General features: G+C 71.4%; 14 protein-coding genes. 4 read left to right on the forward strand and 10 right to left on the reverse strand.

The annotated features are described in order from the left end of the window. Position 1 precedes the first annotated feature (1 nt). The 4 genes from rimP to R9Z33_RS24140 all read right to left on the reverse strand — a co-directional run bounded on the left by rimP (position 2) and on the right by R9Z33_RS24140 (position 3,782). Complete coding sequence (gene rimP / locus R9Z33_RS24125) at positions 2 to 544, reverse strand: ribosome maturation factor RimP (RefSeq protein ID WP_318649130.1); 543 nt, start codon at positions 542 to 544, stop codon at positions 2 to 4. A gap of 111 nt (positions 545 to 655) precedes the next feature. Next, the gene (locus tag R9Z33_RS24130; RefSeq protein WP_318649131.1) at positions 656 to 1,636 is read right to left on the reverse strand and encodes a Bug family tripartite tricarboxylate transporter substrate binding protein; all 981 of its coding nucleotides are present in this window, start codon (positions 1,634 to 1,636) and stop codon (positions 656 to 658) included. Beyond that, positions 1,633 to 2,589, reverse strand: coding sequence for a beta/alpha barrel domain-containing protein (locus R9Z33_RS24135; RefSeq protein WP_318649132.1), 957 nt, complete (start codon positions 2,587 to 2,589; stop codon positions 1,633 to 1,635). The genes R9Z33_RS24130 and R9Z33_RS24135 overlap by 4 nt, the downstream gene beginning before the upstream one ends. After that, on the reverse strand, positions 2,586 to 3,782 hold the full coding sequence (locus R9Z33_RS24140; protein WP_318649133.1) for a CaiB/BaiF CoA transferase family protein: 1,197 nt from the start codon (positions 3,780 to 3,782) through the stop codon (positions 2,586 to 2,588). Before R9Z33_RS24140 ends, R9Z33_RS24135 begins: the two co-directional genes overlap by 4 nt. A gap of 236 nt (positions 3,783 to 4,018) precedes the next feature. Between R9Z33_RS24140 and R9Z33_RS24145 the strand changes: the two genes are divergently transcribed. Further along, entirely contained in the window at positions 4,019 to 5,737 is a 1,719-nt protein-coding gene (locus R9Z33_RS24145) for a DEAD/DEAH box helicase (RefSeq protein WP_318649134.1), read from the forward strand. An 80-nt stretch (positions 5,738 to 5,817) separates the two neighbouring features. Continuing rightward, entirely contained in the window at positions 5,818 to 7,431 is a 1,614-nt protein-coding gene (locus R9Z33_RS24150) for a mechanosensitive ion channel family protein (protein ID WP_318649135.1), read from the forward strand. A 75-nt stretch (positions 7,432 to 7,506) separates the two neighbouring features. Here the strand turns inward: R9Z33_RS24150 and R9Z33_RS24155 are convergent, their stop codons facing one another. Beyond that, positions 7,507 to 8,298 (reverse strand): aldolase, encoded by a 792-nt coding sequence (locus tag R9Z33_RS24155; RefSeq protein WP_318649136.1) that lies wholly within the window; start codon positions 8,296 to 8,298, stop codon positions 7,507 to 7,509. 125 nt (positions 8,299 to 8,423) lie between these two features. Between R9Z33_RS24155 and R9Z33_RS24160 the strand changes: the two genes are divergently transcribed. After that, on the forward strand, positions 8,424 to 9,659 hold the full coding sequence (locus tag R9Z33_RS24160; RefSeq protein WP_318649137.1) for a Zn-dependent hydrolase: 1,236 nt from the start codon (positions 8,424 to 8,426) through the stop codon (positions 9,657 to 9,659). A 9-nt stretch (positions 9,660 to 9,668) separates the two neighbouring features. Here R9Z33_RS24160 and R9Z33_RS24165 read toward each other — a convergent pair whose 3' ends face one another. From R9Z33_RS24165 to fsa, 5 genes are all read right to left on the reverse strand, one after another. Next, positions 9,669 to 10,196, reverse strand: a complete 528-nt coding sequence (locus tag R9Z33_RS24165) for a hypothetical protein (protein ID WP_318649138.1) — start codon at positions 10,194 to 10,196, stop codon at positions 9,669 to 9,671. Further along, the gene (locus tag R9Z33_RS24170; RefSeq protein ID WP_318649139.1) at positions 10,193 to 10,660 is read right to left on the reverse strand and encodes a nuclear transport factor 2 family protein; all 468 of its coding nucleotides are present in this window, start codon (positions 10,658 to 10,660) and stop codon (positions 10,193 to 10,195) included. The genes R9Z33_RS24165 and R9Z33_RS24170 overlap by 4 nt, the downstream gene beginning before the upstream one ends. Positions 10,661 to 10,712: 52 nt before the next feature. Beyond that, positions 10,713 to 11,636, reverse strand: a complete 924-nt coding sequence (locus R9Z33_RS24175) for a tyrosine recombinase XerC (RefSeq protein WP_318649140.1) — start codon at positions 11,634 to 11,636, stop codon at positions 10,713 to 10,715. Next, a complete protein-coding gene (locus R9Z33_RS24180; RefSeq protein WP_318649141.1) occupies positions 11,633 to 12,166 on the reverse strand; it encodes a hypothetical protein in 534 nt (177 codons plus the stop codon). Before R9Z33_RS24180 ends, R9Z33_RS24175 begins: the two co-directional genes overlap by 4 nt. Positions 12,167 to 12,292: 126 nt before the next feature. Then, positions 12,293 to 12,946, reverse strand: coding sequence for a fructose-6-phosphate aldolase (gene fsa, locus R9Z33_RS24185; RefSeq protein ID WP_318649142.1), 654 nt, complete (start codon positions 12,944 to 12,946; stop codon positions 12,293 to 12,295). Between the two features lie 78 nt (positions 12,947 to 13,024). On the opposite strand from fsa, the gene R9Z33_RS24190 reads away from it, so the two are divergent. Then, positions 13,025 to 15,241 (forward strand): primosomal protein N', encoded by a 2,217-nt coding sequence (locus R9Z33_RS24190; RefSeq protein WP_318649143.1) that lies wholly within the window; start codon positions 13,025 to 13,027, stop codon positions 15,239 to 15,241.

Here is a 15,241-nt window from a genome sequence, read left to right on the forward strand (position 1 = left end):
TTCAGTTCCCTTGGTTCGCCGCGGACGCGGCCTTGGTCTGCGCTGCCGTGGCAGCGATGAGTTCATCGGTCAGGACGAGCTTGGCGCGGCGCATCTGGTCGCGCGGCAGCGCGATCTCTGGCCCCTCGTCGAGGCGCAGCCGCCCAACTTCGGCGTCTGCACCGAGGACGACGCCGCGGAAGCGCTTGCGGCCCTCGATGGGGATCAGCATCTCCACCTGCGCCACATGGCCGGCGTAGAGGTTCCAGTCCTTCGCGCGGGTCAGCGGGCGGTCGATGCCGGGGGAGGAAATCTCCAGCATCCACTCGGCCTTGATCGGGTCCGCCACGTCCAGCACGGCGCCGACGGCGTGGCTGATCTCGGTGCAGTCCTCGACGGTGAAGGGCGCGCCATCGGCGCGATCCGCCATGATCTGCACGGTCGGCTTTTCCTTGCCGCTGACCTGCACGCGGACGAGCTCATAGCCCATGTGCTCGATCGTCGGCGCCACCAGGTCGGCGATGCGGGCGTCGAGCCCTTCGTGGCGTGGTCTCTCGATGGTCAAATGCCGGCCTGTGAAATGCCAAGAGGGCGGCCCCGGAAGGCCACCCACCTCTTGATGAAGTTGGTTTGGAAGACCCCTGTTATGGCGCGCCAGGGGTTCCGATGCAAGTGTTCAGAATTCGATGCGGATGCCGCTCTCCCGCAGGAAGCCCTGCCAGAAGACGCCGCTCTCCCGCACGAACTGCGCGAAATCGGCCGGCCCCAGCGCGAGCAGGTCCACCCCCAGCGCCTCGAAGCGGGGCTTGGCGTCCGCGCTGGTGATGGCCGCCAGGATCACCTCGCTGAGCTGCGCGATGACCGGCGCCGGCGTCGCGATGGGGGCCCCGATGCCGAACCAGGCGTCAATGACCGTGCCCGGCATGCCGCTCTCGATGAGCGTGGGCACATCGGGCAGTCCGGCGAAGCGTGTGGGCGAGGTGACGGCCAGCGCCCGCAGCTGCCCGCCGCGGATCAGCGGCAGCGTCGCGGCCAGCGAGTCCGAGCCGAAGAGCACCTGGCCACCGATGATGTCCGCCATCGCCGCTCCGCTGCCGCGATAGGGCACATGGGTCCCGGTGACCCGCGCCTTGTGCAGCACGATCTCGGAGGCGAGATGCGTGATGGTCCCGGCGCCGGAGGAGGCGAAGGTGCCATGCGCGCCCGGCTGGCGCAGGCGCTCGATCAACTCGGCCAAGGTCTTCGGGGCGGCGGCGGTGTTGGCGGTGACCAGCACGTAGAAGCTGCGCCCGATGCCCACCACGGGGGCGAAGTCGCGCTCGAAGCTGTAGCCCGCGCGGGGGTTCAGCGCCGGATTCACCAGGAAGGTGCTCGTGGTGCCAAGCGTGATCGTATAGCCGTCCGGCGCGGCGCGGGCGCCCTGCTCCGTGCCGGTGATGCCGCCGCCGCCCGGCCGGTTCTCCACCACGATGGGGTGCGGCAGCCGGTTGCGTGTCTCATGCGCCACGATGCGCGCGATGGCATCGCTGCCCGTGCCGGGCGCGAAGGGCAGGATCAGGCGGATCGGCTGGCGCGGGAAATCCTGGGCGCGGGCGAGCGCCGGCAGGGCGAGCAGGGCGGCGGCGGCGCGCAGCCGGTTGCGGATCGCGGTTCTCATGCGGATGTCCCCTGTTTCGCGGCCAGCTTGGCGCGGCCATGGGCCAGCGCCTCCGCCCGGTTGCCATGCTGCCCCGCGCGGCTCGCCAATGGCAGGGCGAGACGCGCCGCGATCTCCCGCGCGGCGGCGATCACGGCGCCGGATTCCAGCCCGGTCTCCACGCCGCAGAGTTCGAGCATCTGCGTCAGGTCCTCGGTCGGCATGTTGCCGATCGCCTCGGGCGTGGCCACGCCGCCGCCCAGCCCGCAGATCGAGACCTCGAAGCGCGTCACCCCCGCATCCAGCGCGGCCAGCACATTGGCGGACGCGATCCCCGCCTGGTCATGCACATGGTAGCAGAGCGTCATCCCCGGATGCCGGTCGAGGATGCGCGCGAAGCGGGCGCGGACCGTGGGCGGGTCCTCGAAGCCCAGGCTGCCGGCCAGCATCAATTCGCGGAGCCCCGCGTCATGAAGCCGCGCCACGATGGCCATCACCCGCTCCTCCGGGATCAGCCCGTCCAGCGGGCACCAGAAGGCCATGCCGAGGCCGAGCGAGAAGCGCTTGCCCGCGCGCTCGGCCACGCGCAGCGCCAGGATGGCCTGCTCCAGCGCGCCCTCGATCGTCGTGTTCTGGTTCAGCGCGGAATAGGCGACGGACGCGGTGATGAGGCCCACCATCTCATCCACACGCGTGGTCGCCGCACGCTCCGCGCCGCGTGCATTGGGAACGAGGCCGCGCAGGTTCACGCCGGGCAGGGGCGGCAGGCGCTCCAGCACCTCCTCCGCGTCCCGCAGGTCGGGGATGAAGCGCGGGTGGGCGAAGGAGACGGCCTCGATCTCGGTGATCCCAGCCGCGGCCAGGCGCTGGACCAGCCAGATCTTCTCGTCGGTTGGCACCCAGCGGCCGAGGGACTGCAAGCCATCGCGCGGGCCGACCTCGGTGACGACGGCGCGGGGCGGGAGCGCGATCACGCCTCGATCCCCGCCGCGCGGAGTTCCGCTTCGGTGAAGCCGAGGCGGCCCAGCAGGATATCCCGATTGTGCGCCCCGGCCGGCGGCCCGGCATGCTGGATCTCGGGCGGCGTGCGGGAGAAGCGGCCGGAGGGCGCCTGCATCCGCATGGGGCCGCCCAGCTCCGCATCCTCTACGGAAATGATCGAGCCCCGCGCCACGATGTGGGGGTCCAGCATGATGTCCGCCACGCTGTTCACCGGTGCCACCACGGCATCCGACGCCTCCAGCAGCGCGATCAGGTCGGCGCGGTCGAAACGGCCGATCAGGCGGGACAATTCCGCATCCAGCGCCTCCACATGCGCGACCCGCCCAGCGTTTTCGGTGAAGCGCGGATCGGTGGCCAAGGCCGGCTCGCCCAGCGCCGTGCAGAGCCGCACGAAGGTGCCGTTGGAGGAGGCGCTCAGGCTCACCCAGGCGCCGTCCCGGCACTGATAGGTGTTGCGCGGCGCCACCCAGGGCAGGCGCGAGCCGATGCGCTCCTGCACCACGCCCAGCTGGTCATATTCCACGACGAAGGGGCCGAGCATGGCGAACATCGCCTCATAGAGCGCGAGATCCACCACCTGGCCCTTGCCCGAGGCATCCCGCTCCCGCAGCGCGGCCAGCGCCAGGAAAGCGCCGCAAAGGCCGGAACTGGCGTCGGAAAGCCCGAAGGGCGGGAGCAGGGGCGGCCGCTCCGGCTCGCCATTGATGTAGACAAAGCCGCCATAGCCCTCGAGCGCGGTGCCGAAGCCGGGCTTGTGCGCGTTCGGCCCCTCCTGCCCGTAGCCCGTGACCCGCAGCATGACGAGGCGCGGGTTGATGGCGGAGAGCACGTCATAACCGAGCCCCCATTTCTCCATCGTGCCCGGGCGATAATTCTCCACGATCAGGTCGGCATCGCGCACCAGGCGCTTCACCGTCTCCACCCCCAGGGGCGTGCGGAAATCCGCCGTGACCGAGAGCTTGTTGCGGTTCACCACCTTGTAATAGAGCGCGATATCGTCCCGCCGCCGGCCCCAGTTGCGGAACTCGTCGCCGCCATTCGGGCGCTCCAGCTTGATCACCTCGGCCCCCATATCGGCCAGGTGCATGGAGACGGTGGGCGCGGCCAGGAAATTCGAGGCGTCGATCACGCGGAGGCCGGCGAGCGGCCCTTTTTTCTGGCTCATGCGCCCTCCTTGTCCGGACAAGTCTTGCCCGGCGGCGCGGGGGCGTCAACGGCGCCCGCCTGTGCTGTCATGTCCGGTGCGGACCCCTCCCCCCCAACTTCCGCGCTTTCCTTTGGCCTCCCGCGGGCTTATCCACAGGCCGCCGCGCCCGGGCGAACCCGTTGCGCGCCATGCCCGATCACGGGCTTAACCTTTGTTTTCTCGCAGTTTTGCGATGCCAGGCGGTTCCGCCTGGCTTGAATACGCTTTACCAGGATTTCTTCATGCCCTTCCCCGACCTCGCCGGCCCGCTGGCAACCACCCTGGCCGAACGCGGCTATGCCGAGCCGACCGCCGTGCAGGCCGCCGTGCTGGAGCCCGAGACCGCCGGACGGGACCTGCTCGTCTCGGCGCAGACCGGTTCGGGCAAGACCGTCGCCTATGGCCTCGCCATCGCGGGCGAGGTGCTGGCCGGCGCGGAGCGCCTCGGCCATTCGGCCACCCCCCTCGCCCTGGTCGTCGCCCCCACGCGCGAGTTGGCGCTGCAGGTGCAGGTCGAGCTGACCTGGCTCTACGCCAAGGCGGGCGGGCGCATCGTCGCCTGCGTCGGCGGCATGGACCCGATGGCCGAGCGGCGGCAGCTCGCCCATGGCGCACATATCGTCGTCGGCACGCCCGGCCGCCTGCGCGACCATCTGGAGCGGGGCAACCTCAAGCCGCAGACCATCCGCGCCGTGGTGCTGGATGAGGCGGATGAGATGCTGGACCTCGGCTTCCGCGAGGACCTCGAAGCCATCCTGGAGACCATGCCGGCCGAGCGCCGGACGCTGCTGTTCTCGGCCACCGTGCCGCGCGGCATCGCCCAGCTCGCCAAGGGCTTCCAGAAGGACGCGCTGCGCATCGCCGCCACGAACGAGGGCAAGCAGCACAGCGACATCGAATACCGCGCCCTCTCGGTCGCTCCCGGCGAGATGGAGCGCGCGGTGGTGAACACGCTGCGCTTCCTCGATCCGCGCACCGCCATCGTCTTCTGCACCACGCGCGCCGCGGTCGCCCGGCTGCATGGCAACCTCGTCGAGCGCGGCTTCTCCGCCGTCGCCCTCTCGGGCGAGCTCTCCCAGGCCGAGCGCACCCGCGCCATGCAGGGCCTGCGCGACGGCCGCGCCCGCGTCTGCGTCGCAACCGATGTGGCCGCGCGCGGGCTTGATCTGCCCGACCTGGCGCTGGTCATCCATGCCGACCTGCCCAATGACCCGGAGACGCTGCTGCACCGCTCGGGCCGCACCGGCCGCGCGGGCAAGAAGGGCATTTCCGCGCTGATCGTGCCGCACAACCGCCGCCGCATCGCGGAACGGCTGCTGATGGCGGCCAAGCTCCAGGCCGCCTGGTCCGGCGCGCCGACGGCCGACGAGATCCACGCCAAGGATGGCGAGCGCATCCTCGCCAGCGGCATCGAGATGCTGGAGGCCGAGCCCGACGAGATGGACCTGGAACTCGGCCGCCGCCTGCTGGAGGGCCGCTCGGCCGAGGCGATCGCCGCCGCCCTGGTCAAGCAGCTCCGCGCGCCGCTGCCCGCACCCGAGGAACTCGCCGCCGCCCAGGCCCGCCCCGCGCCCCAGCCCCGCACCATGCCGGCGCCGACCGAGGTGGGCGAGGGCGTGTGGTTCCGCATGAATGTGGGCCGCAGCAACGACGCCGATCCGCGCTGGATCCTGCCCTTCCTCTGTCATCGCGGCCATGTGACGCGCGAGGAGATCGGCCGCATCCGCATCATGGACCGCGAGACGCGCTTCGAGGTGGCGCCCTATGCCGCCGCGCGCTTCGCCCATGCCGCCGCCAAGCCCGGCCGTGATGACGCGCATATCCGCGTGGAGCCGGCCGATGCGCCGATGGAAGGCCCGGCGCGCCGCGGCCCGCCCTATCCCGGCCCGAAGCGCCCCTATGCGGGCAAGCGCCCCGCGCCGCGGCGGGACTGACCACCCTCGACTCCCGCCGGAGAAGGGGGGGAGAATGGAGCCGGGCCCCGCGCCCCACGAAGCCGCCCAGGGAGAAGAACATGCTGCACAGGTGGGTCTTCCTGCTGCTCGCCTGGCTGCTGCCGAGCCTGCCCGCGGGCGCCGCGCTGCTGGCCGAGCTCGACACCTCCAGCCCCCAGGCCACCGTCGCCGCCTTCCGCGGCGAGGTGAAGCGGGTGGAGGCGCTGTTCCTCGCCTATCGCGCGGCCCCCAGCCGGGCCTCGGAAGTCGCGCTCACCACCGCCCTCTCCCGCGCGGGCCGCGAGCTGTTCGACCTGCGCGACGCCCCGCCGGTGACGCGCCTCAAGCACGGCGCCATGTCCTTCGGCCTGCTGGCCGACATCCTGAACCGCCTACCCGAGCTCGACCCCGCCACGCCGCCGGTGGACCCGCAGTCGACGCGCTGGGCGATCCCGGGCACGGAAATCCGGCTGGTCCGGCTCACCGAGGGGTCGAACGCACGGAGCTGGGTCTTCTCAGGCGAGACCATGGGCCGCCTGCCGGAATTCCGTGCCGCCGTCGCCAACCTGCCGCCGCTCCGCCCGGTCGCCATCGACGACTGGGCCGAGGCGCAGCGCAGCTTCGCCGGGCCCCTGCTGGCGGGGCTGCCGATTGCCAGCCTCCCCGGACCCCTGCATTGGGACCTGCTGGGCTCCCCCGCCTGGAAGGTGCTGTTGACCTTCCTGGTGCTGCTGACGGCGGTGCTGCTGGGGCTGCTCTGGCTGCGCGTCGTCCTGCGCGTCACCAAGGGCACCGTGGCGTGGCGGCGGCACCTGGGGATGCTCACGGTCGCCTTCGTCTTCGTGGTGCTGCTCGAGCTCGCCTATCGCTTCATCACCTGGAACATCGTGCTGGTGGGCGGGCTGTCCGACACGGGACTGCTCGTCACCAATTTCGCCATCTACCTCGCGGCGGCGCTGGCGGCCTGGTCGGCCTGCTGGCTGGTGGCGGAGGCGATCATCGCCGCGCCGAGCTTCCCCGCGCGCGTCTATGACGCGAACCTGCTGCGGCTGCTGGCGCGAGTCTGCTCGCTGCTCGCGGCGGCGACGATCATCGTGCTCGGCGCCAATGAGGCGGGCGTGCCCGCGCTCGGCCTGCTGGCCGGCGTCAGCATCGGCGGCCTGGCGCTGGCGCTCGCCGCCCAGGCCACGGTGGAGAACCTGCTGGGCGGCATCTCGATCTTCGCCGACCGCCCCTTCCGCGTGGGCGACACGATCGCCTTCGGCACGGCGCGCGGCGTGGTGGTCTCGATCGGGCCGCGCTCCAGCCAGATCCGTGCGCCGGATGGCTCGCTCACCAGCATCCCCAATGCCGACCTGGCGAAGGTGCATGTGACCAACCTCTCCGCGCGCGACCGCTGGATCTTCCAGCATGCGCTGCCCGTCCCGCGCGAGATGCCGGCCACGCGGATCGCGGCGCTGGTCGAGGAGATCCGGCGCCGCGTGGCGGCCGAACCGCTGGTGGAGCAGGGGCCGGGCTGGCCGCGCGTGCACGTGGCCGAGATCGGCAAGGCGAACATCGCCATCCAGATCTCGGCGCAGATCCTGACGGCGGATGAGGCGCGCTTCCTCGCCACGCAGCAGGCGCTGATCCTCGACGCGCTGCGCGCGGTGGAGGATGCCCAGCGCGATGGCACGCCGGCGCCCGCAGGCTAACTGCGCACCAAAGAGGCCTCCGCACGCGGCGGGGCCAAGCCGCCGGAGGCGGCGCCCAGCGCCTGAGGGCGCAGATCAGTCCGCGAAGTCGGGCTGCTCCTTCATGAGCTGCCGCTTGATGCTCTCCAGGTGCAGGCGCGCGCTTTCGCGATCGCCCTCGCGCATCTGGGCGTAGGTGGCGCGCGCCACCGCCTCGGGCACCGGCTTCAGTACACGGCCCGTCGTCATAGCGAGGCGCTGCACCTCGGCCGCGCGCTCCAGGTAGTAGAGGTCGTCCCAGGCCTCGGCCACGCTCGGGCCCACCACCATGACGCCGTGGTTCTTCATGAAGACGATGTCGGCATCGCCCAGCGCCGCCGCGATGCGGTCGCCCTCGCGCTCATCCAGCGCGAGGCCGTTGTAGTCCTCGTCCACCAGGGTGCGGCCATAGAATTTGAGCGCCGTCTGCCCGGCCCAGACCAGGGGCGGCCCCTCCAGCATGGCGAGCGCGGTCGCATTGGGCATGTGGGTGTGGAAGGCCGCCTTGGCGCGCGGATGCTTCAGGTGCAGGCGCGCGTGGATGTAGAAGGCCGTCGCCTCCGGCACGCCCTGGCCGGCCACCACCCGCCCCTCGAAGTCGCAGATAACGAGGCTGGAGGCCGTGACTTCCGCGAAGGCGTAGCCATAGGGGTTCACCAGCATCAGATCGTCACGCCCGGGCACGACGAGCGAGAAGTGGTTGCAGATGCCCTCCTGCAAGCCGAGCTTCGCCGCCATGCGGAAGCATGCGGCGAGATCGATGCGCGCCTGGCGCACCTCGGGGCGGTCGAGGTCGGAATTGCGCAGCAGCGCGGGCGAGGCGGGGGCGGTGTCGAGTGCATGGGCCATGACCCCATCAGTTGCAGGAGCGCGCGCGCATATCAAGGGTTGGCGGGCGCGCCTCGCGCGTGAAGCTGCCGCCATGTTCCGGGCGGCGGGTTCCAGCGGGTCCGGCGCGCGGATAACCTGTGGGCATGAGCACGAACCAGAAGATCAACGGTCCCCGCCTGTGGGACGCCCTCATGGCCATGGCCGAGATCGGCGCCACGCCGAAGGGCGGCGTGAAGCGCCTCACCCTCACCGAGGTGGACAAGGCCGGCCGCCAGCGCTTCACCCAATGGTGCGAAGAACTTGGCCTGACGATGCGCGTGGACGCCATGGGCAACATGTTCGCCCGCCGCGAGGGGCGCGACCCCCAGCGCCTCCCGGTGCTGCTGGGCAGCCACCTCGACAGCCAGCCGACCGGCGGCAAGTTCGACGGCGCCCTGGGCGTGATCGCCGGGCTCGAGGTCATGCGCTCCCTGCACGACCTCAACATCACCACCGAGGCGCCGATCGAGCTGGTGAACTGGACGGATGAGGAAGGCAGCCGCTTCGGCCATTCACTCATGGGCAGTGGCGTCTGGGCCGGCATATTCGGGCTGGAGGAGGCCTATGGCTTCACCGACCTGGACGGCGTGAATGTCAGCCAGGCGCTGGACTCCATCGGCTACAAGGGCCCGCACCCCGCCGCCCCCTTCCCGGCCGACGCCTATTTCGAGCTGCATATCGAGCAGGGCCCCATCCTGGAGCAGGAGGGCAAGCCCATCGGCATCGTCACCGGCGCGCAGGCGCAGGTCTGGTATGACGCCGTGATCACCGGCCAGGACGCGCATGCCGGCACCACGCCGCCTTCCGCCCGGCGCGATGCGCTGGTGGCCGCGGCGCGCGTGATCGCCCTGGTGGATGAGATGATGCGCGCGCGCGGCGAGGCGGGGCGCGGCACGGTGGGCCAGCTCCAGGTCCTGCCCAACAGCCGCAACGTGGTGCCGGGCGAGGTGCGCTTCAGCGTCGAGTTCCGCCACCCTGATGATGCCGAGCTGGCGCGGCTGATGGCGGAATTCCCGCAGGCGGCGGAAGCCGCCGTGGCCGGCAGCGGCTGCCGGCTGGAGGTGACCAAGCTCTTCGACATGCCGGCCCAGCCCTTCGACCCGGCCTGCGTGGATCTGGTGCGCCAGGCCGCGGCCCGGCTGGGCTATCCGGCACGCGAGATCACCTCGGGCGCGGCGCATGACGCGGTCTATGTCGCGCGCCGCGTGCCGACCGCCATGATCTTCACCCCCTGCAAGGACGGCCTGAGCCACAATGAGGCGGAAAGCATCCTGCCCGAGGAAGCCGAAGCCGGCTGCCAGGTGCTGTTCGAGGCGGTGGTGGCGCGCGCCAACCGCTGAGGCGGAAGGCTAGGCCGCGCGGCTGAGGAAGATCCGCTTGAGCTCGCCCTTGCCCAGGACCTCGCCCAGCACGCGCAGGGCGAAATAGGGGAGCAGGATCACCCAGAGCAGCAACGCGTAGGCGAATTTCTCCCGCAGCGATCCATCGGCCATGTCGCGGATGGCGTCCGCCGCGGCACGGCCATGCAACAGGCCGACCACGGCCTCCTCGATCATGCTGAAGGCGACCAGCAGCGCCATGAAGAGCGAGGCGCGGTAGACCACGTTGATGAAGAGGCGCCGGCCGCGCAGCCGCTCGCCCAGTCGCGCCGCGTGGCCCAGCACCATGAACTTCGCCATCACCAGCGCCTTGAAGAAGGCGAAGCCATAGGCGCCGAAGGCGATCCCCTCCGCCCGCAGCACCGCATCCCGGTAGAAGATGACGGTGGCGAAGGCGACATAGAGATAGGCGAAGATCGTCCCGTATTCCTCCAGCTCATGGAGGAGGCGGGCCTTCAGGCCCTTGGGATGCCCCCCCGGAGGCACGGCGGTGCTCACGCGCCTTCAGGCACGCGCGTCGCCTGGCTGGCGGCGAGCATCCAGGCACCGTCCACCCGGGCCATCACCTGCAGCCAGCGCACCTGCACCACGCGGTTCTCGCTGATGCTGCGGATCGGGCTGCGGCCGGCGATGACCGCCGCATCGGCGTTCAACACGCGGATCGAAAGCTCCTCGACATTCGCCAGCTCGATCACCGGCTCGCCCGCCAGGATGGCGACGAGGCGCGCATCGCGGCCATCCATCTTCCCGGTGGTGTGGGTGTGGGTGAAGGAGGGCGCGAACATGTCGCGCAGCTTCACCACGTTCCGCTCGCGCGCGGCCGCCTGCAGGCCGACGCGGAAGGCCATGACCTGCTGCTCGATATGGCCCGCGCGCTCCGCCGTCAGGTCGTGATGCGGGTGGGCCAGTGCGACGGAGGCCGGGAAAGCCAGGACGAGGGCGAGAAGCGCGCGGCGATGCATGGGGAGGCCTTCGGTGTGCGATGCAAAGTTTGAACGCGACCGGGGGCGCGGGTCAATCGCTGCGCGGATGCGCCATGCGCCAGGTGGCGAGCAGCCCTTCCGCATCCACCGCGACATAGCGCTGCGTGGTGGAGAGGCTGGCATGGCCGAGCAGTTCCTGGATGGCGCGGAGATCGGCGCCGCCGGCCAGCAGGTGGGTGGCGAAGGAATGGCGCAGCGCATGCGGCGTCGCGTGCTCAGGCAGGCCGGCCAGGCGGCGGTAGTCGCGCAGCGTGCGTTGCGCGACCGCGGGGTCGAGCCGCTTGCCGCGCGCACCGAGAAACAGCGGCTCATCGGGCAGCGCGCCGCCGCGATGCGCCATCCATCCGGCCATGGCCTGGCGCACCACTGGCAGCACGGGCACGAGGCGCGTCTTGCCGCCCTTGCCCAGGATGCGCAGCGCGGCATCGCTGCCCGGCAGTGGCGCATCGGCGATATTGAGGCCGAGCGCCTCGCTGATGCGAAGCCCGCAGCCATAGAGCAGCGTGAACAGCGCCACGTCCCGCGCCGCCTGGAACTCCGGCCGCTCGGGGTGGTGCACATCGCCGATCTCGGTGCCGGCGGCGCGCGCATCGGCGCGGTTGAGCGCACGGGGGACGGGCTGCACGCGCTTCGGTCCGCGCATGGCCCCGATGGCGAGCGGCGCGATGCCATGCCGCCGCGCGAGGAAGCGCAGGAAGCTGCGGATGGCGGCCAATTGCCGCGCGCGCGTGGCATTGCCCGCCCCCTCCTTGGCGCGCAGCGCGAGGAAGGCGCGCAGATCCGCGGGGGTGAGGGCGCCGAGCGCGGCGAGGTCGGGTTCCGCGCCATGGTGCTGCGTCAGGAAACCCAGGAATTCGGCAACGTCCCGCCCATAGGCTTCCAGCGTATGCGGGCTGGCGCGGCGCTCGGTGGCGAGCCAGGCGAGAAATTCGGCGCGGGCGGAATCCCCGGTCATCGCGCCAGCGCGGTGGCCAGGGCGCGGGCCAGGAAGGCCAGCGATTCCGGCTCGTTCGGCAGGTCCGCCGGCTCGCGCGCGCCCAGCGCCAGCGTGGCTTCGCCGACGCGCAGCAGCGCCTCGCGCCGGATCAGGGCGGCGGCTTCGCCATGCAGCGCGGCGCTCGCCACCGTCACGTCGCGCAGCACCAAGGCCGGGCCGGGCACGAGGGGGACGAGGCGCGCGGAATCGATCCCGAGCCGGGCGGGCCATTCATGGCGCAGGCAATCCTCGGCATCGGGGTTGGCGAGCAGTGCCAGCACCGCCTCGGCCACCTTTGCCGCGAAGGCGCCGCGCGTGCGGCCCGCTTCCAGCAAGCCCCGCCATTCCTGCCGCCCGGCCTGGATCATCGCCGCCATATGGTCCGCCACCACCTCGCCATGGATACGGCGGGGTGGGGTCAGAATGGCATAGAGCTGCGGCCGCTCGGCGAGGAAATCCGGGTTGGCGAGGAGGAAGGCCTCCACGGCGGCGGGGTCAGGCGGCTTCAAGGCAACACCGAACGCAACGAAGAGAACAAGAGGCACCCTCCGAGAATGCGAGGCGAATAGCCGAGCCGGATCGCTTCAGCGATCCGAAGCCAAGGCGGCGGAGCCGCCGCCCGGCGTCTGAGGGCATCACAAAATAGATTGCCCCGTCTTCGCCCAGTCGGCCAGGAACGCCTCCAGGCCGCGATCGGTCAGCGGATGCTTCATCAGGCCGCGGATCACCGCCGGCGGCATGGTGCCGACATGCGCGCCGAGCTTCGCCGATTGCAGCACATGCACCGGGTGGCGGATCGAGGCGACCAGCACCTCCGTCTTGAAGGCGTAGTTCTTGTAGATCTGCACCACATCGGCGATCAGCCCCATGCCGTCCTGGCCGATATCGTCCAGCCGGCCGACGAAGGGCGAGATGAAGGTCGCCCCCGCCTTGGCCGCCAGCAGCGCCTGGTTGGCGGAGAAGCAGAGCGTGACATTGACCGGCGTGCCCTCCTCCGAGAGCACCTTGCAGGTGCGCAGGCCGGCTTCGGTCAGCGGCACCTTCACGCAGACATTGGACGCGATGCCGCGGAGGTAGCGGCCTTCCTTCAGCATCGTCTCATGGTCCGTCGCCGTCACCTCGGCCGAGACGGGGCCGTCGGTCAGGGCGCAGATCTCGGCGATGACCTCGCTCATCTTGCGGCCGGATTTGGCGATCAGGCTGGGATTGGTGGTGACGCCGTCCAGGAAGCCCGTACCCACAAGGGAACGGATTTCGGCGACATCGGCGGTGTCCACAAAGAACTTCATGCTGGGGGTATCCTGGCTGGCGGCGAATCGGAGGCGGGGGATTGACCATCGGCCGCCCCGTCGCGAAGGGAATAGCCCATGGCGACACCATCCCGAAAGGCCAACACGGGAGAGGAAGGCACGGGGGGCGCAGGCCAGCGCGTCAGCGTCCTGCTGCCGCTGCCGCTGGAGGGCGCCTATGACTACCGCCTGCCGCCGGGGCTGGTGGCGGGGCCAGGCAGCTTCGTCGAGGTGCCGCTGGGCGGCCGTGTGAGCCTTGGCGTCATCTGGGACGCGGCGCCCGACGCGGCGCATGTGGCCGAGCGGCGGCTGCGCGAGGTGATCGCGGTGAAGCCCGCACCGCCCATGCGGCCCGCCCTGCGCCAATTGGTGGAGTGGATCGCCGCCTATACCCTCTCACCCCCTGGGGCCGTGCTCCGCATGGCCATGAGCGCGCCCGCAGCGCTCGAGGCACCGGCCCAGGCCTCCGGCTGGCGACGCGTGAGGGGAGCGGAGGCGCGCATCACGCCCGACCGCGCCCGCGCGCTGGCCGCGCTCGGCGAGGAGACGCTGCCAGGGACGGAGATCGCGCGGCTGGCCGGGGTCTCGCTCGGCGTGGTGCGCGGCCTCGCCTCGGTCGGGCTGATCGAGCCGGCCCTGATGCCCCGCGCGGCCGCCTTCCCACGCCCCCGGCCTGATTTCGCGCCCCCCGTGCTGCGGCCCGAGCAGGAAGAGGCGGCGGCGGCACTGCGGGAGGCGGTGGCCGCCCGCCGCTTCGGCGTGACGCTGCTGCAGGGCGTCACCGGCTCCGGCAAGACGGAGGTCTATCTGGACGCGGTCGCCGAGACGCTGCGCCAGGGCCGCCAGGCGCTGGTCCTGCTGCCCGAGATCGCGCTCTCCACCCAATGGCTCGCGCGGTTCGAGCGACGCTTCGGCGCTCCCCCCGCGCTCTGGCATTCCGAACTCTCCTCGCGCACGCGGCGCGTCACCTGGCGGGCGGTGGCGGAGGGGGACGCGCCGGTGCTGGTCGGCGCGCGCTCGGCGCTGTTCCTGCCCTTCCCCGATCTCGGCCTGATCGTGGTGGATGAGGAGCACGAGACCGCCTTCAAGCAGGAAGAGGGCGTGATCTACCACGCGCGCGACATGGCCGTGGTGCGCGCCCGGCTGGAAGCCGCCACCTGCGTGCTGGTCAGCGCTACGCCGAGCCTGGAGAGCGTGGCCAATGCCGAGGCCGGGCGCTACCGGCGGCTGGGCTTGCCGGTGCGCCATGGCGGCGCGGCCATGGCCGAGGTCAGCGCGGTGGACCTGCGCCAGCACCCGCCCGAACGCGGGCGCTTCCTCTCGCCACCCCTGGTGGCGGCGGTGACGGAGACGCTGGCGCGGGGCGAGCAGGCGATGCTCTTCCTGAACCGGCGCGGCTATGCGCCGCTGACGCTCTGCCGCGCCTGCGGGCACCGCATGCAATGCCCGAACTGCACCGCCTGGCTGGTCGAGCACCGCGCGCAGCGCCGCCTGCTCTGCCACCATTGCGGCCATACGGCGCCGACACCCGCCGCCTGCCCCGAATGCGGCGCGGAACATTCGCTGGTGCCCATCGGCCCCGGCGTGGAGCGCATCCAGGAGGAGGTGGCCGAGCTCTTCCCCGAAGCGCGACGCCTGGTGATGGCGAGCGATACCATCCCCGGCCCCGCCGCCGCCGCCGAGGCCGCGCGGCAGATCGAGGATCGCGAGGTGGACCTCATCATCGGCACGCAGATCGTCGCCAAGGGATGGCACTTCCCACATCTCACGCTGGTCGGCGTGGTGGATGCCGATCTCGGCCTGGGCGGCGGCGACCTGCGTGCGGGCGAGCGCACCATGCAGCTGCTGCACCAGGTGGCGGGGCGTGCCGGGCGCGAGGACAAGCCCGGGCGCGTCATGCTGCAGAGCTTCTCGCCCGAGCATCCGGTGATGCAAGCGCTGATCCGCGATGACTTCCCGGGCTTCCTGAAGGCCGAGGCGGCGCAGCGCGAGCCCGGCCATTGGCCGCCTTATGGGCGGCTCGCCGCACTCATCATCAGCTCGGAGGATGCGCGCGCAGCGGAGCGTGGCGCGCGCGAATTGGGCCTGGCGGCGCCGGTGGGCGATGGCTTGCAGGTGCTGGGCCCCGCACCCGCGCCGCTCGCGCTGTTGCGCGGCCGCTACCGCCACCGCCTGCTGCTGAAGGCGGCGCGCGGCGTGAAGGTGCAGCCGGTGCTGGTGGATTGGCTCGCGCGGGTTCAGCTCCCGCGCGAAGTCCGGGTCCAGGTGGATGTGGACCCGGTTGGGTTTCTTTAG

It is taken from the genome of Sediminicoccus rosea (assembly GCF_033547095.1).
GTDB classification, from domain to species: Bacteria; Pseudomonadota; Alphaproteobacteria; order Acetobacterales; family Acetobacteraceae; genus Roseococcus; species Roseococcus rosea.

Bases quoted from the DNA above. Each gene is read 5' to 3' on its own strand.
- R9Z33_RS24130 (WP_318649131.1), bottom strand. From the start codon at position 1,636: ATGAGAACCGCGATCCGCAACCGGCTGCGCGCCGCCGCCGCCCTGCTC.
- R9Z33_RS24140 (WP_318649133.1), bottom strand. From the start codon at position 3,782: ATGAGCCAGAAAAAAGGGCCGCTCGCCGGCCTCCGCGTGATCGACGCC.
- R9Z33_RS24150 (WP_318649135.1), top strand. From the start codon at position 5,818: ATGCTGCACAGGTGGGTCTTCCTGCTGCTCGCCTGGCTGCTGCCGAGC.
- R9Z33_RS24155 (WP_318649136.1), bottom strand. From the start codon at position 8,298: ATGGCCCATGCACTCGACACCGCCCCCGCCTCGCCCGCGCTGCTGCGC.
- R9Z33_RS24160 (WP_318649137.1), top strand. From the start codon at position 8,424: ATGAGCACGAACCAGAAGATCAACGGTCCCCGCCTGTGGGACGCCCTC.
- R9Z33_RS24170 (WP_318649139.1), bottom strand. From the start codon at position 10,660: ATGCATCGCCGCGCGCTTCTCGCCCTCGTCCTGGCTTTCCCGGCCTCC.
- R9Z33_RS24175 (WP_318649140.1), bottom strand. From the start codon at position 11,636: ATGACCGGGGATTCCGCCCGCGCCGAATTTCTCGCCTGGCTCGCCACC.
- fsa (WP_318649142.1), bottom strand. From the start codon at position 12,946: ATGAAGTTCTTTGTGGACACCGCCGATGTCGCCGAAATCCGTTCCCTT.
- R9Z33_RS24190 (WP_318649143.1), top strand. From the start codon at position 13,025: ATGGCGACACCATCCCGAAAGGCCAACACGGGAGAGGAAGGCACGGGG.